Annotated in this window: 17 protein-coding genes; 3 read left to right on the forward strand and 14 right to left on the reverse strand. The window is 65.6% G+C overall.

Going from position 1 to position 21,019, the window contains the following annotated elements:
- Positions 1–64: 64 nt before the first annotated feature.
- From V7778_RS23705 to clpS, 4 genes are all read right to left on the reverse strand, one after another.
- The gene (locus V7778_RS23705) at positions 65–1,642 is read right to left on the reverse strand and encodes a methyl-accepting chemotaxis protein (RefSeq protein WP_335559868.1); all 1,578 of its coding nucleotides are present in this window, start codon (positions 1,640–1,642) and stop codon (positions 65–67) included.
- A 266-nt stretch (positions 1,643–1,908) separates the two neighbouring features.
- Positions 1,909–5,295: a S41 family peptidase gene (locus V7778_RS23710; RefSeq protein WP_335559870.1), complete on the reverse strand. Its 3,387-nt coding sequence runs from the start codon at positions 5,293–5,295 to the stop codon at positions 1,909–1,911.
- A 255-nt stretch (positions 5,296–5,550) separates the two neighbouring features.
- Complete coding sequence (gene clpA / locus V7778_RS23715; RefSeq protein ID WP_335559872.1) at positions 5,551–7,851, reverse strand: ATP-dependent Clp protease ATP-binding subunit ClpA; 2,301 nt, start codon at positions 7,849–7,851, stop codon at positions 5,551–5,553.
- Positions 7,848–8,150 (reverse strand): ATP-dependent Clp protease adapter ClpS, encoded by a 303-nt coding sequence (gene clpS / locus V7778_RS23720; protein WP_020653505.1) that lies wholly within the window; start codon positions 8,148–8,150, stop codon positions 7,848–7,850. The genes clpA and clpS overlap by 4 nt, the downstream gene beginning before the upstream one ends.
- Positions 8,151–8,469: 319 nt before the next feature.
- Here clpS and V7778_RS23725 point away from each other — a divergent pair, with 319 nt between their 5' ends.
- Positions 8,470–8,673 (forward strand): cold-shock protein, encoded by a 204-nt coding sequence (locus V7778_RS23725; protein WP_335559877.1) that lies wholly within the window; start codon positions 8,470–8,472, stop codon positions 8,671–8,673.
- Positions 8,674–8,779: 106 nt separating this feature from the next.
- Here V7778_RS23725 and V7778_RS23730 read toward each other — a convergent pair whose 3' ends face one another.
- Entirely contained in the window at positions 8,780–9,064 is a 285-nt protein-coding gene (locus tag V7778_RS23730; RefSeq protein ID WP_335559878.1) for a hypothetical protein, read from the reverse strand.
- 89 nt (positions 9,065–9,153) lie between these two features.
- Complete coding sequence (gene icd / locus V7778_RS23735) at positions 9,154–10,407, reverse strand: NADP-dependent isocitrate dehydrogenase (protein WP_335559880.1); 1,254 nt, start codon at positions 10,405–10,407, stop codon at positions 9,154–9,156.
- 196 nt (positions 10,408–10,603) lie between these two features.
- Here icd and V7778_RS23740 point away from each other — a divergent pair, with 196 nt between their 5' ends.
- Positions 10,604–11,161, forward strand: a complete 558-nt coding sequence (locus tag V7778_RS23740; protein ID WP_335559882.1) for a pseudouridine synthase — start codon at positions 10,604–10,606, stop codon at positions 11,159–11,161.
- Positions 11,162–11,368: 207 nt separating this feature from the next.
- Here V7778_RS23740 and V7778_RS23745 read toward each other — a convergent pair whose 3' ends face one another.
- Both V7778_RS23745 and rpsT read right to left on the reverse strand, forming a co-directional pair.
- Complete coding sequence (locus V7778_RS23745; protein WP_335559884.1) at positions 11,369–13,597, reverse strand: NADP-dependent isocitrate dehydrogenase; 2,229 nt, start codon at positions 13,595–13,597, stop codon at positions 11,369–11,371.
- A 291-nt stretch (positions 13,598–13,888) separates the two neighbouring features.
- On the reverse strand, positions 13,889–14,155 hold the full coding sequence (rpsT, locus tag V7778_RS23750) for a 30S ribosomal protein S20 (protein ID WP_211520982.1): 267 nt from the start codon (positions 14,153–14,155) through the stop codon (positions 13,889–13,891).
- A 209-nt stretch (positions 14,156–14,364) separates the two neighbouring features.
- On the opposite strand from rpsT, the gene murJ reads away from it, so the two are divergent.
- Positions 14,365–15,915, forward strand: a complete 1,551-nt coding sequence (gene murJ, locus V7778_RS23755; protein ID WP_335559886.1) for a murein biosynthesis integral membrane protein MurJ — start codon at positions 14,365–14,367, stop codon at positions 15,913–15,915.
- Here the strand turns inward: murJ and V7778_RS23760 are convergent.
- The 6 genes from V7778_RS23760 to V7778_RS23785 all read right to left on the reverse strand — a co-directional run bounded on the left by V7778_RS23760 (position 15,912) and on the right by V7778_RS23785 (position 20,857).
- Complete coding sequence (locus V7778_RS23760) at positions 15,912–16,412, reverse strand: hypothetical protein (RefSeq protein ID WP_335559888.1); 501 nt, start codon at positions 16,410–16,412, stop codon at positions 15,912–15,914. The genes murJ and V7778_RS23760 overlap by 4 nt on opposite strands.
- A gap of 101 nt (positions 16,413–16,513) precedes the next feature.
- On the reverse strand, positions 16,514–17,089 hold the full coding sequence (locus V7778_RS23765) for a TetR/AcrR family transcriptional regulator (RefSeq protein ID WP_335559890.1): 576 nt from the start codon (positions 17,087–17,089) through the stop codon (positions 16,514–16,516).
- 84 nt (positions 17,090–17,173) lie between these two features.
- Positions 17,174–17,899, reverse strand: a complete 726-nt coding sequence (locus tag V7778_RS23770) for a type II secretion system protein (protein ID WP_335559892.1) — start codon at positions 17,897–17,899, stop codon at positions 17,174–17,176.
- The gene (locus V7778_RS23775) at positions 17,893–18,288 is read right to left on the reverse strand and encodes a type II secretion system protein (protein WP_335559893.1); all 396 of its coding nucleotides are present in this window, start codon (positions 18,286–18,288) and stop codon (positions 17,893–17,895) included. The genes V7778_RS23770 and V7778_RS23775 overlap by 7 nt, the downstream gene beginning before the upstream one ends.
- A gap of 5 nt (positions 18,289–18,293) precedes the next feature.
- Entirely contained in the window at positions 18,294–18,785 is a 492-nt protein-coding gene (locus tag V7778_RS23780) for a type II secretion system protein (protein WP_335559895.1), read from the reverse strand.
- The gene (locus tag V7778_RS23785; RefSeq protein WP_335559898.1) at positions 18,782–20,857 is read right to left on the reverse strand and encodes a secretin N-terminal domain-containing protein; all 2,076 of its coding nucleotides are present in this window, start codon (positions 20,855–20,857) and stop codon (positions 18,782–18,784) included. The genes V7778_RS23780 and V7778_RS23785 overlap by 4 nt, the downstream gene beginning before the upstream one ends.
- Positions 20,858–21,019 lie beyond the last annotated feature (162 nt).

Genomic DNA, 21,019 nt, shown 5'->3' on the forward strand with positions numbered 1-21,019 from the left:
CTTGGGTCCCCGCCTTCGCGGGGATGACGTGCCAGGGACGCGGGCCGGCGAACAGTAAGGCGGCTTACGCCATCGCCAGCTCGCGCCGGCTGCTCTCGGCGCGCACCTTGAACGTCCCCACCAGCTCCGACAACTCCGCCGCCTGCTGCCGCATCGACGCCGCCGCGGCCGCCGCCTGTTCCACCATTGCCGCGTTCTGCTGGGTCGACTCATCCATCTCCGCGATCGCCCTGCTCACCTGCTCCACGCCGCTGGCCTGCCCCGCGCTGGCCTCGTGGATCGCGCCCAGGATGCCCGCCACGTCCCGCACATGCTCCAGCACCGCGCGCATGGTCGCTCCGGCCGCCTCCGCGATGCCGGTGCCGGCCTCGATCTCGCCGCTCGATTCCCCGATCAGCTTCTTGATCTCCTTCGCCGCCCCGGCGCTGTGCTGCGCCAGGTTGCGCACCTCGGCCGCCACCACCGCGAAGCCGCGTCCCTCGGCGCCGGCGCGCGCCGCCTCGACCGCCGCGTTCAGCGCCAGGATATTGGTCTGGAAGGCGATACTGTCGATCATGCCGGTGATGTCGACGATGCGGTCCGCCGATGCCTTGATGGCCGCCATGCGCGCCACCAGCTGCCCGACGGCCTGGGCGCCCTCGCTCGCGACCGTGGAGGCGTCCTGCGCCAGCGCATTGGCTTCACGCGCGCTGGCATTGTTCCGGACGATGGCGCCGCTCAGGGCTTGCATCGCGCCCACCGTTGCGCGCAGCGCGTCGGCCTGGCGCTCGGTGCGCTGCGACAGGTCCTGGTTGCCGTGTGCGATCTCGCTCGAGGCCGAGTCGATCGCCTGGGCGCCTTGCAACACTTGCGACACGGTCGACGAGACGCCGTGGGTCATGCCGTTGAGGGCGTCGAAGAGGCGCCCGATCTCATCGCCGCGCCCGTGCCGGATCACCGGGCGCAGGTCGCCATTGGAGACCTGTTCCGCCAGGCTGACGGCCTGCTGCAGCGGTGCGACGATGTTACGGGTCAGGGCCCAGGCCAGCGCCGCCCCGACCGCCAGCGCGCCCAGGCCCAGCAGCACGAGCAAGGCCTTGCTGAAGCGCGAGGCGAACGCCGATTCGTCCGCCAGACGATGGGCTTCGGCCATCTCGAAGGCCAGCAGCGCTTCGAGGGCGTCTTCATGGGCGCCGTATGCCTGCTGCCAGCGGCCGCTGACCAGCTCCTCGACCACCTGGGTCTGGCCGAATTCCTTGGCGCGGAACAGCTCGGCCTGGATGGTGGCCAGCAGGGCCTTGTGCTTCGCGGCTTCCTGGATCAGGGCGCGTTCACGATCGAGCGCCGGCAGTTTGCCGAGTGTGGCCTCGATGGCGGCCGCGCCCTTGCGGCCCTCGAGCAGCTGGGCCTGGAAGTAGTCGGCCAGTTCCAGGCTGTCGCTGCGCGCGATGGAGACCGTGCGCGAGCCATTGAGGCGCTCGATGCCGAGCAGGTCGGAGACCAGCTGCTGCTTGGCCAGCTTGTCCCCGACCAGGTCGTCCGTCAAGGCGTCCGCGGCCTGCATGCGCCACAGGGCGACGGCGGAGATGAGGAGGATGAGCAGGGAAACGATGCCGAAGGAAGCCAGGAGCTTCGTGCCGGTCTGGAGCGTTGCGAGTCGCATTGCAAGTACGGGTAGTTGGAGTACTTGCAGTTTAGAAAGTGTTTGTGACGGCTTTATGAATTTATTTGAAGGGGCGTGTCATGTTTGTGTCACGGGGCGCAAGGTAAGTGAGGCGGTGCGCTACGAACCTGGGCGGAACAATGCTGGGGCATTGTTCCGGCCTTCGCCGGAACGACGTGGCTTGAGAGTGCGTGAGCGCTTCTTGCTCTCCTTCGCGCACGCACATAAGCACGTCGTTCCGGCGAAGGCCGGAACCTGATTTGATCTTAGTTCTGCCGCTTCAAGGCCGGAATCGCCGTCGGCTTCCACGGCTTCACCGGCTGCTCCTTCAGCTTCTTCTCCAGCATCTCCAGCGCCACTTCCAGCTGGCGGTCGCGCCCCGTGAAGGTTTCGTGCGGCAGGTTGTCGACCTCGACGTCGGGCGTCACGCCCACGCCTTCGATCAGCCATTCGCCGTCGGTCGAGAATTGCCCGAACTCCGCCACGCGCGCCATGCCGTTGTCGGACAGGCCGTTGCCGTCGCTGAGCCAGACGCCCGCGCCCGCGGTGCGCTTGCCCACCACCGGCCCGAGCTTGAGCGCCTTGACGCCCGCCGCGAAGGTTTCGCCGTCGGAATAGGTCAGCTCGTCGGCCAGCACCACCAGGTGGCCGCGGAAGGTGTTCTGCATGTTCGACTGCGGCTGGTTGCCGTTCGAGGCCCAGAAGGCCCAGGAGCGGCGCAGCAGCTTTTCGATGATCCAGCTGTCGATGTTGCCGCCGCTGTTGCGGCGCACGTCGATGATCAGGCCTTCCTTGTTGATGTTGGCGTAGAAGTCGCGTGCGAAGGCGTTGATGTCGCGCGCCACCATGGCGCGCAGGTGCAGGTAGCCGACCTTGCCCTTCGAGCTGGCGTCCGCCAGCCGCGCCCTGCCCTGCTCCCAGTCCGTATAGCGCAGGCTGGCGTGGCGCGCCATGCTCACCGGCGTGACGATCAGCTGGCGCGGCTTGCCCCCGGTGCTCTTCACCGCCAGCAGCACCTGCTTGTCGGCCTGGTCGAGCAGCAGGTCGGCGATGTCGCGCGCTTCCACCAGCGAGCGGCCGTTGACGGCCGTGATCACGTCGCCTTCTTTCACACCCACGTCCGGCGCGGACAGCGGACCGGCTTCCGACGGCAGCTCCGGCTCGCCGCGGTAGATGCGGTCGACGCGGTAGCCCTCCGCCGTGCGCGTCAACACCGCGCCCAGGCTGGACGGCGTGCCTTCGCTGCCGGCCTTGCGCACGTCGCCCGGACGAATCTGCGAGTGCAGCGCGCCGACTTCGCCCACCATCATGCCCAGCACGTCGTCCAGTTCCGCGCGGTCGGTCACGCGCTCGACCAGCGGCGCATAGCGGGCGCGCACGGCGTTCCAGTCGACGCCGCGCATGCGGGCGTCGTACAGGAAGTCGCGGTGCATGCGCCAGGCATCGTTGAACATCTGGGCCCATTCCATGCGTGGATTCGTGCTCACCGCCCAGTCGTCGATCCTGACCCTGGCCTTGGTGAGGTCGGCCGGGGCCTTGGCGCCCGCCGCCACGATCAGCATGTCGCCCGGGGCGCCCTTGGCGAAGGTGCGGTAGAAGACGTGCTTGCGGTCGGTGCTCAGGCCGAACTCGCGCACGTTCGCGGCGAAGGTTTCCAGCTGCGGCGCGCTGCGCGCGATCTCCAGGGTCTTGAGCACGCCCTTCTGGCCGTCGTCGGATTCGAGCAGGTAGAGGCGCTTGTCGTCCACCGCGAGCGCGCGGTAGTTACCCGGCGCGACAGGCACCTCGAACAGGCGCTCGCGCAGGCCGGCGTAGACGATGGCGGGCGTGGGCTTCTTCGCCTTGTCGCCGCCCGCGGCCTTGGCCGCGCTGGCGGTGGCCGCCGCCGCGGCCGCCGTTGCCGCCGCGGCTTGCTTGTCGGCGCCCTGGTCCTCGGTGCCCGGCGTCTTGACTGCGGTCTTGGCGGCGGCTTCCGGCGAGGGTTCTTCCGGCTTGGTCAGCTCGTCCTCGGGCTTGAAAGGGAAGCGGTTGTCCGCCTGCAGCGGCTGCAGGGCCAGCGCGTACACGCCGACGCGCTTGTCGAACACCGGCCCCATGTTGCGGTCGCCCCAGACCGAGGCGTTGCCCAGGTTGAAGTGGCGCGCCGACAGGAAGTACAGCCACTTGCCGTCCGTCGAGAAGGCCGGCGAATTGGCTTCGTAGCGGTCGGTGGTCACGAAGCTCATCTGCTTGCCGGCCAGGTTGTACAGGCCGATCTGGTTGCGCTGCTCGCTGCTGCCGATGCGGACAAAGGCCAGGTTGCGGCTGTCGGGCGACCACACCACCTGCTCCAGTCGGTCGATGCCGGCCTGGCCGGCGTCGTCGATCACGACATTGGCCTTGCTGGCCAGGTCGAGCAGCCAGGTGCGGCCCTTCTTGTCGGTATGGGCCAGCCACTTCCCGTCCGGCGACGGATACAGGTTCCAGCGGTGGGCGGCGCCGTCCGTGGTGAGACGCTCGCCCTTGCCCGAGCCGTCGGCCGCGTAGCGCCAGATCTCGTTTTCGCCGCTGGCGTCGGTGATGGCGTAGACCCATTTGTCGTCGTGGCTGAACACGGCGCTGCGGGCGCGCACGCCTTCCGGCACCGCGATCTCGACGCGGCGGTAGTTGCCGGTGCCGGCGATGGTGACCTTGCCGCGTGCGGTCAGCACGATGCGCTCGGCCTTGTTGGCCGGCTCGATGCTGGTCAGCGCGTCGAGCGGCGATTTCACGCGGCGCATGCGCTGCTGGTCGAAGTCGGACACCAGGCTGGCCTTCAGAATACCGTCCGCGCCGCTGGCGATGTCGAGCACGCGCAGGTCCGCGCCGAGCTGGTAGACGATGCGGCCGTCGCCGAGCGAGGCGGTGCGCACGTCCCACTCCTTGTGATTGGTGTGGGCACGGCGGTCGCTGCCGTCCGGCAGCGCGGACCAGATGTTGTCGGCGCCGCCGGCATCGCTGATGAAGTAGACCCGGCCCGCGTGCCACATGGCGCGCCGGTTGTTCGCCGTGTCGCCCTTGAACAGCGGCGTGGCCTCGGCCTTGCCGCCCAGGTCGAAGCGCCACAGCTGGGCATGGGCGCCGCCGCGGTAGGCGCGCACGTTATCGTTGGTCATGGACAAGCCCATGCGCGTGAAATAGACCACCTTGCCGGCCTCGTCCAAGGTGGCGTCGTTGGCGTCGGCCAGTGGCAGCACGCGGCGCTTCATGGTGCCTGGGTCGAGCGCGGCGACGATGCGGTGCTTGGACGGGCCGACCGAATTCTCGGTGCTGACCAGCACTTCGCCTTGCGCCGTCCAGCCGAGGACCGTGACGCCGCCGTTCTCGAAGGTGATGCGCTTGGGCAGGCCGCCTTCGAGCGGCATCACGTAGGCTTCCTGGGCGCCTTCGTAGGAAGCGGCGAAGGCGACCAGCTTGCCGTCGTGCGAGATCGCGGCATGCGTTTCGGCCGATGGGTGGGTGGTCAGGCGGGTGGCCTTGCCTCCCGCCGTACTCGTGCGCCACAGGTCCCCTTCGGCCGTGAAGACGATGGTGTCGCCGCGGACGGCCGGGAAGCGGAAGTAGGGATCGGCTGCGGCGGCCTGGCTGCCCATGAGGGCGAGCGACAGCGCGAGGATGGTGCGGGAGACGGTCATGGTCACTGTGGCGTAAGTGGCTAAAGAGGATGAGTTTGCCACAGTGAAAAGATGAGTTGGCGTGCATACATGCAAAAAAGTCTGGCGGTTCGGCCGGTTCGAGCGCTGTCGGGTTGCAAGCAACTTGGGGGGAACAATGCCCGTGGCATTGTTCCGCCTAAGTTCGTCGCACACCACCACGTCACCTTGCACCACAGCCGCACCAGACGAAAAAAAACCGCGCCGAAGCGCGGTTCTTTGCCGAGTACGAAACGATCACTCGATCTCGACCGTCTCGGGTGGAGCCGGCGGCGGCAGCACGTCCCCTTCCGGGAACTCGAGGGTCACGTCGTCCTTCTCGTTCAGGTCCACGGTCACGCGGCCGCCGTTGACCAGGCGGCCGAACAGCAGCTCGTCGGCCAGGGCCTTGCGGATCATGTCCTGGATCAGGCGCGACATCGGACGGGCGCCCATCAGCGGATCGAAGCCCTTCTTGCCGAGGAACTTGCGCAGCTTCTCGGTGAACACGGCTTCCACCTTCTTCTCGTGCAGCTGCTCTTCCAGCTGCATCAGGAACTTGTCCACGACGCGCAGGATGATGTCCTCGTCCAGCGCACGGAAGCTGATGATCGCGTCCAGGCGGTTGCGGAACTCCGGCGTGAACATGCGCTTGATGTCGGCCATCTCGTCGCCCTGGGCCTTGGTGTCCAGGAAGCCGACGGTGCGCTTGGTCAGGCTCTCGGCACCCGCATTGGTGGTCATGATGATGATCACGTTGCGGAAGTCCGCCTTGCGGCCGTTGTTGTCGGTCAGCGTGCCGTGGTCCATCACCTGCAGCAGGATGTTGAAAATGTCCGGATGGGCTTTTTCAATCTCGTCCAGCAGCAGCACCGCATGCGGCTTCTTGGTGATGGCCTCGGTCAGCAGGCCGCCCTGGTCGAAGCCGACGTAGCCCGGCGGCGCGCCGATCAGGCGCGACACGGCGTGGCGCTCCATGTATTCCGACATGTCGAAACGCACCAGCTCGATGCCCAGGATAAAGGCCAGCTGCTTGGCGACTTCCGTCTTGCCGACGCCGGTGGGGCCGGAGAACAGGAAGGAGCCGATCGGCTTGTCGGTCTTGCCCAGGCCGGCGCGCGCCATCTTGATGGCGGAGGCCAGCGCTTCGATCGCCGGGTCCTGGCCGAACACCACGTTGCGCAGGTCGCGGTCGATGGTCTGCAGCTTGCTGCGGTCGTCCTGGTTGACCGTTTGCGGGGGAATCCGCGCGATCTTGGCGATGATGTCCTCGATCTCGGTCTTGCCGATGGTCTTCTTCTGCTTCGACTTCGGCAGGATGCGCTGGGCGGCGCCCGCTTCGTCGATCACGTCGATCGCCTTGTCCGGCAGGTGGCGGTCATTGATGAAGCGCGCCGCTAGCTCGGCCGCGGTCGACAGCGCCGAGGCGGAATACTTGACGCCATGGTGCTCTTCGAAGCGCGACTTGAGGCCGCGCAGGATCGCCACGGTCTGCTCGACCGACGGTTCGTTCACGTCCACCTTCTGGAAGCGGCGGCTCAGCGCATGGTCCTTCTCGAACACGCCGCGGAATTCCGTGAACGTGGTCGCGCCGATGCACTTGAGCTGGCCGTTGGCCAGGGCCGGCTTGAGCAGGTTCGAGGCGTCGAGCGTGCCGCCCGATGCCGAACCGGCGCCGATGATGGTGTGGATCTCGTCGATGAACAGGATGCCGTTCGGGGTGTCCTTGATCTGCTTGAGCACGGCTTTCAGGCGCTGCTCGAAATCGCCGCGGTACTTGGTGCCGGCCAGCAGCGCGCCCATGTCGAGCGAGTAGACGACGGCGTTCTGCAGGATCTCGGGCACGTCTTCCTGGACGATGCGCCAGGCCAGGCCTTCCGCGATGGCGGTCTTGCCGACACCGGCCTCGCCCACCAGCAGCGGGTTGTTCTTGCGGCGGCGGCACAGGATCTGGATCACGCGATCCACTTCTTCCTCGCGGCCGATCAGCGGATCGATCTTGCCGTCCGCTGCCGCCTTGTTGAGGTTCTGGGTGAACTGGTCGAGCGGGCTTTCCTTGGTCTGGCCCTCGACCTGCGCTTCTTCCACGCCCTCGGACGCCTTCTGCGTGTCCATCTGCTGGTCCTTGCGGACGCCGTGCGAGATGAAGTTGACCACGTCCAGGCGGGTCACGCCCTGCTGGTGCAGGTAGTAAACAGCGTGCGAATCCTTCTCGCCGAAGATCGCGACCAGCACGTTGGCGCCGGTGACTTCCTTCTTGCCGTTGGAGGCCGACTGCACGTGCATGATCGCGCGCTGGATCACGCGCTGGAAGCCGAGCGTCGGCTGGGTGTCGACTTCGCCCGTGCCGGGTACGGTCGGGGTGTTGTCACCAATAAAGTTAGTCAAGGTCTTGCGCAAGTCTTCGATATTGACAGCGCACGCACGCAGGACTTCGGCCGCCGACGGATTGTCGAGGAGCGCCAGCAGCAGATGCTCTACGGTAATAAACTCGTGCCGTGCCTGCCGCGCTTCGACAAAGGCCATGTGTAGGGATACTTCAAGTTCCTGCGCAATCATACTTCCTCCATCACGCATTGCAGGGGGTGCCCTGCCTTACGCGCATGCGTTAAGACAAACTCCACTTTGGTACACGCTATATCTTTGGAAAACACACCGCACACCCCCTTACCATGCCTGTGCACGGAAAGCATGATCTGCGTCGCCGTCTCGCGATCCTTGTTGAAGTACTCCTGGATGACCGCGACCACGAATTCCATCGGCGTGTAGTCGTCGTTCAGCAGCGCCACCTGGTACAAGGGTGGTGGTTTGACGGTCTGCCGCTCCAGCAGTTGTTCAGTATCGTGCTTCGTTGCCATGGGGGTATTCTAATGCTTTCAGGAATAGTGCCAAGCGTAAACATCAGCTCGTTTTCATGTGCTTCCATGTTACGTGTTTTTCGTTCTTTGCGCAGATGGCGATCCAATTGGGGAAATCAAGAGCCTTGCTGAGGTCGATGTAGCAAATTTGGCAAGGGGCTCGCAAAACCGCTTGACTTCAGTGATTATTCCACCAACAATGCAGTTATTGACACTGTACTTATGTACTTGTTGATAAGAAGTGAGCAGGCTGAGGAGGGGGCAAGAAGCTTCTTGCTTTTATGGCTCGTGTGATTTGTTTTTAATTGAAAGTTCTTTTATGGCAACTGGTACTGTTAAATGGTTCAATGATTCCAAAGGTTTTGGCTTCATCACTCCTGATGACGGCGGCGAAGATCTGTTCGCGCACTTCTCCGCAATCAATATGGCCGGTTTTAAGACCCTCAAAGAAGGTCAAAAAGTCCAATTTGAAGTCACGCAAGGCCCTAAAGGCAAGCAAGCTTCCAACATCCAGGGCGCGTAATACAGCTCCCCCGGAAGCAAAAGACCCCGCGTTTGCGGGGTTTTTTTTTCGCCCTGCGTATCCGTAGGCTTGGCGGCTCCGCCGCCCCTACCTTGCAAACCAGGCATCACAGCCACCCCGCGCCATCCAGATACCGGTGGATCTCCTCGTTCAGCGCGATCATCCCGGCCGTGGCCGCCTCGGTATCGTCGGCTGGCGGATCGGGAAACAAGCCTGACAGCAATCGGCACCTGGCGCCGAGCGCCCTGCCCCGCGCCAGCAACAGATTCAGCGCCGGTTCCGGCGAGCGCGCCGCCAGCCGGGCCGCTTCGCCGACCAGCCACTCGCCGCGCACCTGCGCGTAGACCAGCCTGCCGATCCGCTCGACCTGACTCCGTCCCGCTGCCTGCATCGCCGGCCTCCGCAAGAAGAAAAAAGCCCCCGCCTCTCGCGAGGCCGGGGCTTCGATCCTACCGGAAGCGGCGCGCCGCTGTCGCGTGCTTACATCTGCTCGATCATCACTTCGCCGAAGCCCGAGCACGAGACCTGGGTCGCGCCCTCCATCAGGCGCGCGAAGTCATAGGTGACTTTCTTGGAGGTGATCGCCTTTTCCATCGCGCTGATGATCAGGTCGGCTGCTTCGGTCCAGCCCATGTGACGCAGCATCATTTCGGCCGACAGGATCAGGGAGCCCGGGTTCACGTAGTCCTTGCCCGCGTACTTGGGCGCGGTGCCGTGGGTGGCCTCGAACATCGCCACCGAGTCCGACATGTTGGCGCCCGGCGCAATGCCGATGCCGCCGACCTGGGCCGCCAGCGCGTCCGAGACGTAGTCGCCGTTCAGGTTCAGGGTGGCGATCACGCTGTATTCCGCCGGGCGCAGCAGGATCTGCTGCAGGAAGGCGTCGGCGATCGAATCCTTGACCGTGATGTCGCGGCCGGTACGCGGGTTCTTGAATTTGCACCATGGGCCGCCATCGATCAGCTCGGCGCCGAATTCGCGCTGGGCCAGGGCGTAGCCCCAGTCGCGGAAGCCGCCTTCGGTGTACTTCATGATGTTGCCCTTGTGGACAATGGTCACCGAAGGCTTGTCGTTGTCGATCGCGTACTGGATCGCCTTGCGCACCAGGCGCTCGGTGCCTTCGCGCGAGACCGGCTTGACGCCGATGCCCGAGGTCTCGGGGAAGCGGATCTTCTTGACGCCCATTTCCTTCGTCAGGAACTCGATGACCTTCTTCGCGCCCTCCGAGCCTTCGGCCCATTCGATGCCGGCGTAGATGTCCTCGGAGTTTTCGCGGAAAATGACCATGTCGGTCTTTTCCGGCTCCTTCAGCGGCGAAGGCACGCCCTTGAAGTAGCGCACCGGGCGCAGGCAGACATACAGGTCGAGCTCCTGGCGCAGCGCCACGTTGAGCGAACGGATGCCGCCGCCCACCGGGGTGGTCAGCGGGCCCTTGATCGAGACCACGTAATCCTTCAGCACGTCCAGGGTCTCGGCCGGCAGCCACACGTCCGGGCCATAGACGCTGGTCGACTTCTCGCCAGCAAAGATTTCCATCCAGCTGATCTTGCGCTTGCCGCCGTAGGCCTTGGCCACGGCCGCGTCGACCACCTTGATCATCACCGGGGTGATGTCGACGCCGGTGCCGTCGCCTTCGATATAGGGGATGATCGGGGTATCGGGGACGCTGAGCGAGAAATCGGCGCTGACGGTGATTTTCTGGCCGTCGGCCGGGACCTTGATATGTTGGTACATCGTGTTCTCCCAAGTGGTCGCATGTGGCGGACGAAGTCCTGCGCGGCCTGCGATCTGAATTACAATGGTGAAGCTGGTAGTCTTGTATAAGACATGGATGTCGCGTCTTGCATTATGCACCAGACTGTTGCAAGGCGCACGCCGGCACTCAAGCGTATCCGCCCCGGCGGCCCGATTCTAGTTCCACTCGTTCGATATGTCTTTGATCCTCTTCAATAAACCCTTCCAGGTGCTTTGCCAGTTCAGCCCCCAGGAGGGACGCGAGTCGCTTGCCGATTATCTCAAGATCCCCGGCATTTATCCGGCCGGACGGCTGGATGCGGACAGCGAGGGCCTGATGCTGCTGACCGACGACGGCAAGCTGCAGCACAAGATCGCCCATCCGGACCACAAGGAAGCCAAGACCTACCTGGTGCAGGTGGACGGCGTGGCGGACGCGGACGCGCTGGCGCGCCTGCAGGCGCCGCTCGACCTTGGCGACTTCATCACCAAGCCCTGCCGCGCGGTGCGGATCGCCGAGCCGGCCTGGCTGTGGCCGCGCAACCCGCCGATCCGGGCGCGCACGGACAAGCCGACCAGCTGGATCGCGATCACGCTCGAGGAAGGCAAGAACCGCCAGGTGCGCCGCATGACGGCGGCGGTGGGGCTGCCGACGTTAAGGCTGGTGCGCAGCAGTATCGGGCCGTTTTCGCTGGCGACGCATCCGTTGATGCCTGGGGAGTTCATCGAAGTGCAGGCGTCGGCGTTGCGGTGAGATGCTGGCGGCCTGCGGGCAAACTTGGATCCCGGCCTTCGCCGGGATGACGGTCTTCAGGCTAACTGCAAGGCAGAGGTCTACCTCGACTCTCGGCACGTCGTTCCGGCGAAGGCCGGAACCCAGGTTTCCATGAACAGCCAACACCAATAAAAAAAACCGCCGGCCCAGGAGCCGGCGGTTTTCATTACAGCTTCGTAGCGACGATTACGCCAGCGCTTCCAGCGCCGCGTTGAAGGTCGCGCTCGGACGCATCACGGCCTTGACCTTGGCCTCGTCTGCCTTGTAGTAGCCGCCGATATCGACCGGCTTGCCCTGCACTTCGAGCAGTTCGGCGACGATCTTCGCTTCGTTCTCGGCCAGGGTCTTGGCCAGCGGCGCGAAGGTGGCTGCCAGGGCGGCATCTTCGGTCTGCGCCGCCAGTTCCTGCGCCCAGTACAGCGACAGGTAGAACTGGCTGCCGCGGTTGTCGAGCTCGCCGGTCTTCGGCGACGGCGACTTGCGGTTGTCCAGCAGCTTGCCGGTCGCGGCGTCCAGGGTCTTGGCCAGGATCTTGGCCTTCTCGTTGCCGGTCTTCAGGCCCAGGTCTTCCAGCGACACCGCCAGCGCCAGGAACTCGCCCAGCGAATCCCAGCGCAGGTGGTTCTCCTCGACCAGCTGCTGCACGTGCTTCGGCGCCGAGCCGCCCGCGCCGGTTTCGTACATGCCGCCGCCCGCCATCAGCGGAACGATCGACAGCATCTTGGCGCTGGTGCCCAGTTCCATGATCGGGAACAGGTCGGTCAGGTAGTCGCGCAGGATGTTGCCGGTCACCGAGATGGTGTCCAGGCCGCGCTTGACGCGCTCCAGGGTGTAGCGCATCGCGCGCACCTGCGACATGATCTGGATGTTCAGGCCGGTGGTGTCGTGATCCTTCAGGTAGGTCGTGACCTTCTTGATCAGTTCATTCTCGTGCGGACGGTAAGGGTCCAGCCAGAACACGGCCGGCATGCCCGAGTTGCGCGCGCGGGTGACCGCCAGCTTGACCCAGTCGCGGATCGGGGCGTCCTTTACCTGGCACATGCGCCAGATGTCGCCCTGCTCCACGTTCTGGCTCATCAGGACTTCGCCGGTGGCGATGTCGGTGATGTTGGCCACGCCGGCTTCCGGCACTTCGAAGGTCTTGTCGTGCGAGCCGTATTCCTCGGCCTGCTGCGCCATCAGGCCCACGTTCGGAACGGTGCCCATGGTCTTCGGATCGAAGGCGCCGTGCCATTTGCAGAAGTTGATGATCTCCTGGTAGATACGGGCGAAGGTCGATTCCGGAATGACCGCCTTGACTTCCTTCAGGCGGCCGTCGGCGCCGTACATCTTGCCGCCGGCGCGGATCATGGCCGGCATCGACGCGTCGACGATCACGTCGTTCGGCGAGTGGAAGTTGGTGATGCCCTTGGCCGAGTCGACCATGGCCAGCGCCGGACGGTGTTCCTGGCAGGCGTGCAGGTCGCGCACGATCTCGTCGCGCTGCGATACCGGCAGGTCGGCGATCTTGTTGTACAGGTCGGCCATGCCGTTGTTGACGTTGACGCCCAGGCTGTCGAACAGGGCGCCGTGCTTCTCGAAGGCTTCCTTGTAGAACATGCGCACGCAGTGGCCGAACACGATCGGGTGCGAGACCTTCATCATGGTCGCCTTGACGTGCAGCGAGAACATCACGCCGGTTTCCTTGGCGTCTTCGATCTGCTGTTCGTAGAATTCGAGCAGGGCCTTGCGGCTCATGAACATCGAGTCGATGATCTCGCCGTCCTGGAGCGCGACCTTTGGCTTGAGCACGATGGTCTGGCCGCCCTTGGTGACCAGTTCCATCTTGACTTCGCGCGCGCCGCTCACGGTCATCGACTTCTCGCCGTGGTAGAAGTCGCCGTGGGTCATGTGCGAGACGTGGGTGCGCGAGGCTTGCGACCACGGCGCCATCGAGTGCGGATTCTTGCGGGCGTATTCCTTGACGGCCTTCGGTGCGCGGCGGTCCGAATTACCTTCGCGCAGGACCGGGTTCACGGCGGAGCCGATGCACTTGCCGTAGCGCGCCTTGATGCTCTTCTCTTCGTCGGTCTTCGGATCGGCCGGGTAGTCGGGCAGATTGTAGCCCTTGCCCTGCAGTTCCTTGATGGCGGCGGTCAGCTGGCCCACCGAGGCCGAGATGTTCGGCAGCTTGATGATGTTCGCGTCCGGCTCCAGGGTCTTCTTGCCCAGCTCGGCCAGCGCGTCGGGAACGCGCTGCTCTTCGGTCAGGTATTCCGGGAAGGCTGCCAGGATACGAGCGGCGACCGAGATGTCGCTCTGCTCGACCTTGATGCCGGCCGGCTTGGTGAAGGTGCTGACGACAGGCAGGAAGGCGTGGGTCGCCAGCAGGGGCGCCTCGTCGGTCAGGGTGTAGATGATGGTCGGATCGCTCATACGCTTTTTCCTCGATGCTCGCGTGGATAACGCTGTTAAGTTCGCGCTACTTGAAATTCGGTTGTGACGCTCAAGTCTTCTATAAGACATAAGACGGGCGTTTCACATTATGCACCAACATTTTACTGTGCGCCATGGTTTTAGACGATATGCCTTCGGCCGGGGCCGCACTCGCAACGCGGGAAACAGCGTCCGCGCCAAGCAAAAAAACCCGCCGGGACCGGGAGGTCGGGCGGGTCTTTCTACTGCACAGAACTTGCCAGCGCGGCCAAGGCCGCGCGCACGCGGCTATTAGGCCGACAGTGCCTTGATGGCGGCAGCCAGGCGGCTCTTGTGGCGCGCTGCCTTGTTCTTGTGGATGATCTTCTTGTCAGCGATGCTGTCGATGGTCGACACGGATTGCTGGAAGATGGTGGTCGCAGCGGCCTTGTCGCCGGCCTGGATGGCCTTGCGGACTGCCTTGATTGCGGTGCGCAGGGTCGAACGCTGTGCCGAGTTGTGTGCGTTTTGCTTAACTGCTTGACGAGCGCGTTTGCGCGCTTGTGCGGTATTTGCCATGGAATTTCCTAAATCGGGGTCAAGTTGCGTTTGCAAACATTAGCGAGTGAAACCGGCTCTTCTTGTGCCTGCCCAACGATTAGTGTCTGCCAACAGAATTCAGTACAGCCCACGATTATAGCGAAAGATTCATCGAAGGGCAATTCATAAATCACTTTTGGCGCACTTCGGCCCGTGCGGACGTTGTTGCCCCAGTATAATCTCGGCCCATGAACCTGCTCAGAACCCTCGCTGCCATTTCCAGCATGACCATGGTGTCGCGCGTCACCGGCCTGCTGCGCGAAAGCCTGTTCGCGGCCGCCTTCGGCGCCTCGAACTACACCGACGCCTTCAACATCGCCTTCCGCCTGCCCAACCTGCTGCGGCGCCTGTTCGCCGAGGGCGCGTTCTCGCAGGCCTTCGTTCCCATCCTGACCGAGTACAAGACCAAGCATGGCGAGGAAGCAACCAAGACCCTGGTCGACCACGTGGCCACCGTGCTGATCTGGGCGACCATGCTGACCAGCATTGCCGGGATCATCGCCGCGCCCGTGCTGATCCTGCTGATCGGCGGCGGCCTGCAGCGCGAGCCCGCGGCCTTCGAGGCCTCGGTGTTCATGACCCAGCTGATGTTCCCCTACATCGCCTGCATGTCCTTCGTCGCCCTGTCCAGCGGCGTGCTGAATACCTGGCGCCAGTTCAAGATTCCCGCCTTCACCCCGGTGCTGCTGAACCTGTCCTTCATCTTCGCCGCCGTGGTGATGGCCGACTGGTTCGAACAGCCGATCTATGCGATGGCGGTCGGCGTCTGCATCGGCGGCCTGGCGCAGGTCGCGCTGCAAATTCCGCCGCTGATGAAGTTGCGCATGCTGCCGCGCGTCTCGCTGAACCCGATGACCGGCCTGCGCGACGCCGGCGTGCGCCGTATGCTCGGCAAGATGGGGCCCGCCGTGTTCTCGGTCGCCGCGGCCCAGATCAGCCTCCTGATCAACACCACCATCGCGGCGGGACTCGCTGCCGGCGCCGTCACCGCCCTGCAGTACGCGGACCGCCTGATGGAGCTGCCCACCGCCCTGCTCGGCGTGGCGCTGGGTACCATCCTGCTGCCGGGACTGGCAAAGGCGAATACCGAGGGCGATACCCGGGAATACTCGTCCCTGCTGGACTGGGGCCTGCGCCTGACCTTCCTGCTGGCGATCCCGGCCGCGGTCGGCATGGCGACCCTGGCGACGCCGATGATCGCCACCCTCTTCCATTATGGGAATTTCGACAACGCCGACGTCGCCGCCTCGTCCATGCCGCTGATGGCCTACAGCGCCGGCCTGCTCGGCTTCATCCTGGTCAAGACCCTGGCCCCGGCCTTCTTCGCGCGCCAGGAAGTGCGCACCCCGGTCAACATCGCCGTGGGCGTGCTGGTGGCGACCCAGCTGATGAACCTGGTGTTCGTGCCACTGTTCGGCGTGGCCGGCCTGGCCTTGTCGATCGGGGCCGGCGCCTGCCTCAACGCGGCCTTCCTGTATCACGGCCTGCGCAAGCGCGCCATCTACGTGCCGCAGCCGGGATGGGGCAAGTTCTTCCTGAAGCTGGTCGTGGCCGTCGCGGTGATGGGCGCGGTGTCCTGGTTCGGCCAGGCGCAGTTCGACTGGGTCGGGATGCGCGCCACGCCGCTGCTGCGCGCGGGCGCCCTGGTGGCCATCATCGGCGCCGCGGTGATCGCCTACTTCGGCGTGCTGGTGGCGCTGGGCTTCCGTCCGCGCGACTTCAAGCGCCGCGCGGGCTAGGCGCCGGGCCGGACGGCGCGGCGGCGCAACTGAGCCAGCTGGTAGCCGGTGCCGAGCAGGAATAGAGCGAACATGCCCGCCAGCGCAAGTTGGACAGGGGCCGATCCGGGCCCGTTGCCGATCGGATGACCCACCGGCAGGCGGCTCAGCGTTTCATTGGTCCCAGGAATCATCAGGAGCATGAAGCTGAAGGACATCAGCGCCACCTGGATATAGGCGGCTGTACGGCCGAGGAAGACGATGCGCGGCGCCAGGGTGGCGACCGCCATGACGAGCAAGGTGAACAGGCCCAGGGCATGGCCCGGATTGAAACCGCCCGTGCTCGACAAGGGGAAGGCGGTGAGGACGGATACGACCATGCCGGTCCAGTACAGTTTCCCGGCGCGCGTGGCCGGATCGATCCTGCCATGGCGGTAAAAGGCCAGCAGGCCGGCAGCGACCGGGACCAGGCTCAACACCGTATGAACGACGCCGAAGATCGACAGGGAATGATTCATGACTACTCCTTCTCTTAAAATTGACCTACTAGTTGGTAGGCAACGGATCGCAAAAAAAGCCACGCGCACATGGCCGGGGACAGCAATGGAAACAGGCCGGCCTAGCGGATGCGCAGCCTGCCGATGGCGTCGCCCATGACGCCGGCGAACACCTCGGCGTCGCCGTACACGCGCGCCGACAGCATGGCGCCATGAACGCTCGCCATGAAGGACTCCGCTTCCGCCTGGGCGCCGCGCGGCAGGGCCAGCACGCCTCGGGCCGCCCCCTGCTCCAGGGTCGCCGCCAGCCAGCCGGCCAGGTCGCGGAAATGCAGCTTCACTTCCTCCGCCACTTCGGGCGGCAGCGACAGCAGCTCGGAAGCGAGCAAGGCGCACAGGCAGAACGGCGAGCGGTCGTCGCGGATGCATTCTTCCCAATAGCCGGCGTAGGCGCGCAGCTGGGCCAGCGGATCCGGCACCGCCACGGACAAGCGCTCCAGGTTGCTGCGCACCGTTTCGCGGTACTGGACCAGGAGCTGGCGCACCAGCTCCGCCTTGGTCGGAAAGTGGAAATGGATGCTGGGTTTTTTGACCATGACCACTTCCGCGATGTCGGCGTAGCTGAAGCCGTGGTAGCCGCGCTGCACGATCAGGTGCAGCGCGGTGTCGAGGATGCGTTGGGCGGTGTCCTTGCTCATGCAAGCAATATACCGACTAGTAGGTAGGCACGCAAGCGCTTTTCATGTCGCGGCGGTGGCCATTGCGCGGGAGCCTCCTGCCGCCTAGCGCCGCACCGGCGCCTGCCGTGGCGGCTCCTGGGTTTCCTGGGGCGGCTCCTGCGGCTCATCGGGAGGCTCCTGGGGCGCCTCCTGTGGCGGCGCCTGCTGGGGTGGCGGCTCGTCGCCGGGCGGCTCCCCGGCCGGCGGCGCTTCCGGCGGGGCCGCAGGCGGAGCGCCGGGCGCCGGTTGCGGCGCATTGGGCGGAGCCGGCGGAGGCTTGGGCGCGCCCGGCGCGCCTTGCCCGCCCGGCGTCAGCAATCCCTGGCCGCCGGCCACGAAGCGCCAGTCCGAGATCTTTTCCTTGTTTTCAAAGCTCTGGAAGCGGCTGTCGAAGTTCCCGACCTTGAGCGGCTTCGCGGCCGACAGGCTGTGGATCGCCAGCACTCCGGTCTGCCCACCCGCGTAGACGATGCCCCACTCGGCCTTGCCGGTCATGGGGTCGACGAAGATCTTGCGCAGGTGGCGCCGCACTTCGGGAAAGCGCGGGTCCTTGAGCAGTTCCTGCAGGGTCGGCGGGTAGGTCGGCATGCCCTTGGGCGTGGCGGCCGCATAGCTCTGCAGGGCCGCGCCGAAGGCGGCGCCGATCTCCAGCAGTTCTTCCTCGGCGGCGGCGCGCTGCAGCAGCGAGCCGATCTTGAGCGTGGCCGCGCCCACCATGCCGATGATGGCGACAAAGATCACCAGCCCGAGGTAGGTGAAGCCGCCCTGGCGGCTGCGCAGGCCTACCATTCCGCGTAAGGGCGCCCGTTGCGGTCGTTGCCGGGGGCGCCGCTATGCAGGTTGTAGACCTCGCCCTGCTCGCCTTCCTCGGGCGGCAGCACGACCCAGGTCTCGCGGCTTTCCGTGAGCGGGTCATAGGGTATCTCGCGCAGGTATTTCTTCTCCACCAGCTGTTCCAGCGAGTCCGGATAGCGGCCGGTATCGGCGCGGTACTGGTCGATCACGATGCGCGTGTTGCGCAGGTTCTCGGCCAGGATGGTCTCCTTGCTCTTGTCCACGCTGGGGAAGAAGCGCGGCACGGCCAGGGTCAGCAGCAGCGCGACGATGCCCAGCACGATCAGGAGCTCGATCAGGGTGAAGCCGCCAGGGCGGGAAAGGCGGCGGCGCAGGCCGGTCATCGTGTTCACCATTTGTTGTAAGGGACCCCGTTCAGGCCCTCTTTCGGCGACAGCGAATAGACGTCGTAGACGTCGTCGCCCTCGCGCGGTTCGTTCGGCTCGCTGGCGTAGCTGCGCTTGCCCCAGGTGGCGGCGTCAGGCAGCTCCGGGTCCGCATTGAAGGGGTCGCGCGGCAGGCGCCGCAGAAAATAGATCTTCGCCCCCTTCGGGCTGCGCAGGTCGCGCACGCCCTCCACCAGCAGCTCCAGGCGCGGCGGATAGCCGGTGGTGCCGGCGGTCTTGGCCACCCGGCCCTCGTCGCTGGCCTTCTTGTAGGCGTCGATGCCGGCGCGGATCTCGCGCAGCGCGCGGCGCAGCTCCTGCTCGTCGCGGCGCTGGGCCGTCACCTGCGCCACCGGCAGCACCAGGGTGCCCAGCAGCGCCAGGATCGCCAGGGTGACCAGCAGCTCGATCAGGGTGAAGCCGCGGCGCGGAGCCGGGCCGCAATGCGCGTTCATGGCTGGGTGGGCGGCGTAGTTGGCTGCGTAGTTGGCTGGGTTGCCGGCGCGGTGGCGGGCGGCGGCGGCACCGGCGTCACCTGCACGTTGGCCGGGGCCGGAGCCGGGGCCGTCGGCGGCGGTCCCGATTGCGGCGAGCCGAGTTGCGGCGTGGCGGGCAGCTGCGACGGCGGCACCGAGACCGGCGCGGCCGGCGCCCCCGGTACGGCGTTGGCGCCGGGCTGGACCTGCGGGCTTGCGCCTGGTGCGGCCACGGCCGGACGCACCGACGGCGGCAGCTGGATCGGCGCGCGCGCCACGTTGTCCGGGCGGCGGCGGAAGCTGGCCTCGGTGCCGGCGCCGAACTCGGAGCTGGCTGCCGGCGGGCGCTGGATATTGCGCACCAGGCGCGGCGTGATCGACAGCACGATCTCGGTGCGGTCGTTGGTGTCGCGCGAGCTGCCGAACAGGCGGCCGACGATCGGCAGGTCGCCGATCCCCGGCACCTTGCTGCCGCTGGAGCGGTCTTCGTTGCTGATCAGGCCCGCCAGCACCTGGTTCTCGCCATCCTTGAGCTGCAGCAGGGTGGTCGCCGAGCGGGTGCCGATGCGGTAGGCCACCGAGCCCGACCGCGTGGTCACCGATTCGCCCAGCGAGCTGACCTCGAGCGAGATGCGGATCGCCACCTCGTTGTTCAGGTAGATGATCGGTTCGACGTTGAGGGTCAGGCCGACATCGACGTAGTTCACGTTCTCGGAGGCGAAGCCGCCCACGCCGGTGGAGACGGTGGCCGAGATGTTCGGGATCTTGTCGCCGATGACGATCTTGGCCTTTTCCTTGTTGCGCACGCGGATGCGCGGATGGGCCAGGGTGTTCGAATCGCCGTCGGTCTTGTTGGCGCGCACCGTGGCGCTGATACCGCCGTCCACGCCCACGTTGTCGCGGTTCAGGTTGCGCAGTTCGTTGATCGTCATCGGCACGCCGTCGAAGGTCTGCAGCGGCGCAAACTCCAGCGCGGTCGGCCAGTTTACGCCCAGCTCCATGGCGCGGCTGCGCTTGATCTCGAGCACCTCGACGTCGAGCATGACTTCCGGCTCCGGCACGTCCTGCAGGGCCACCAGCTGGGTGGCCACGCGCACCGCTTCCGGGTTGTCGCGCAGTATGACCAGGTTGAGCTTCTCGTCCACCACCACGTCGCGCGCCTTGAGGATGGTCTTGAAGGTGTTGGCGATGTTCTTGGCGTCGGCGTTGGCCAGGAAGAAGGTCTTGACCGTCATCTCCTGGTATTCCTTGAGCTTGGCCGCCACGTTCGGATAGATCAGGATGGTGTTGCCGTCCATGACCTGGCGCTCGAGCTGGTTGGTCATGAGCAGGTAGTAGACCGCCGCCTCGACCGTGCTGTTCTTCAGGAAGATCGAGGTGCGCTGGTCGGCCTTGACGTCCTTGTCGAAGATGAAGTTCAGGCCCGAGTGGCGCGAGATGACCTCGAACACCTGCTTCAGCGGCGCCTCGCGGAATTCCAGGCTGATCGGCTTGCGGTAGGCCGCGGCGAGGGCTACCTCGCCGCTCGGCGCCTCCATCGCCTTCTCGTTCACCTGCAGCAGCAGCTGGCGCGCCGGCTCGTGCGAGGGGCGCTCGGTCAGCAAGGCGTTCAGCTTGAGCCGCGCGCCGTCGATATCGTTCTTCTCGAAGGCTTCGCGGGCGCCCTCGAACATGGCCGTGTGGCGGCGGTCGGCCTCCACCTGGCGCAGTCCGGCGCGGGCACGGTCGTTCACCGGATCCACCGCCAGCACGCGCCGGTAGTCCAGCGCCGCCGCCTCGGTGCGTCCATCCTGCATCGCACGGTCGGCCTGCTCCAGCAGGCGGGTGGTGGCATTGTCGCGCGCGCGCAGCCAGGCCGCCTTGTACAGCGGATTGGCGGGGTCGGCGGCCACCGCTTCCTGGTACTTGGCCAGGCCGGCCGCCACCTGGTCCTGGGCGATCAGGGCATTGCCCTCCTGGTAGGCGCGCTGGGCCGCGCAGCCCGCGAGCAGCAGCGCCGCCGAGAGGGCCGCCGCGCGCAGGGCCAGGCCGTGAATCCGGGAACGAACCATCAGTCGAATACTCCAATATTGAGCTGCTGGACCTTGTCCAGCGGCAGATAAGTCAGGGTCAGGACCGGCGGCTTGATCGCGTCCACGCGGTAGACGCCGTCGATGACTTCCTTCTCGCGCACCAGGTAGGTGCGCTCGCCCTTCGCCAGATAGATGCGCCAG

The sequence above is a fragment of the Massilia sp. DD77 genome (assembly GCF_036961685.1).
In the GTDB taxonomy this organism is placed as follows: domain Bacteria; phylum Pseudomonadota; class Gammaproteobacteria; order Burkholderiales; family Burkholderiaceae_D; genus Telluria.

Bases quoted from the DNA above. Each gene is read 5' to 3' on its own strand.
- V7778_RS23780 (WP_335559895.1), bottom strand. From the start codon at position 18,785: ATGAACGCGCATTGCGGCCCGGCTCCGCGCCGCGGCTTCACCCTGATC.
- icd (WP_335559880.1), bottom strand. From the start codon at position 10,407: ATGTACCAACATATCAAGGTCCCGGCCGACGGCCAGAAAATCACCGTC.
- V7778_RS23740 (WP_335559882.1), top strand. From the start codon at position 10,604: ATGTCTTTGATCCTCTTCAATAAACCCTTCCAGGTGCTTTGCCAGTTC.
- V7778_RS23705 (WP_335559868.1), bottom strand. From the start codon at position 1,642: ATGCGACTCGCAACGCTCCAGACCGGCACGAAGCTCCTGGCTTCCTTC.
- V7778_RS23765 (WP_335559890.1), bottom strand. From the start codon at position 17,089: ATGAGCAAGGACACCGCCCAACGCATCCTCGACACCGCGCTGCACCTG.
- V7778_RS23770 (WP_335559892.1), bottom strand. From the start codon at position 17,899: ATGGTAGGCCTGCGCAGCCGCCAGGGCGGCTTCACCTACCTCGGGCTG.
- rpsT (WP_211520982.1), bottom strand. From the start codon at position 14,155: ATGGCAAATACCGCACAAGCGCGCAAACGCGCTCGTCAAGCAGTTAAG.
- V7778_RS23760 (WP_335559888.1), bottom strand. From the start codon at position 16,412: ATGAATCATTCCCTGTCGATCTTCGGCGTCGTTCATACGGTGTTGAGC.
- V7778_RS23710 (WP_335559870.1), bottom strand. From the start codon at position 5,295: ATGACCGTCTCCCGCACCATCCTCGCGCTGTCGCTCGCCCTCATGGGC.
- V7778_RS23775 (WP_335559893.1), bottom strand. From the start codon at position 18,288: ATGACCGGCCTGCGCCGCCGCCTTTCCCGCCCTGGCGGCTTCACCCTG.
- clpA (WP_335559872.1), bottom strand. From the start codon at position 7,851: ATGATTGCGCAGGAACTTGAAGTATCCCTACACATGGCCTTTGTCGAA.
- V7778_RS23725 (WP_335559877.1), top strand. From the start codon at position 8,470: ATGGCAACTGGTACTGTTAAATGGTTCAATGATTCCAAAGGTTTTGGC.
- V7778_RS23745 (WP_335559884.1), bottom strand. From the start codon at position 13,597: ATGAGCGATCCGACCATCATCTACACCCTGACCGACGAGGCGCCCCTG.
- murJ (WP_335559886.1), top strand. From the start codon at position 14,365: ATGAACCTGCTCAGAACCCTCGCTGCCATTTCCAGCATGACCATGGTG.
- V7778_RS23785 (WP_335559898.1), bottom strand. From the start codon at position 20,857: ATGGTTCGTTCCCGGATTCACGGCCTGGCCCTGCGCGCGGCGGCCCTC.
- V7778_RS23730 (WP_335559878.1), bottom strand. From the start codon at position 9,064: ATGCAGGCAGCGGGACGGAGTCAGGTCGAGCGGATCGGCAGGCTGGTC.
- clpS (WP_020653505.1), bottom strand. From the start codon at position 8,150: ATGGCAACGAAGCACGATACTGAACAACTGCTGGAGCGGCAGACCGTC.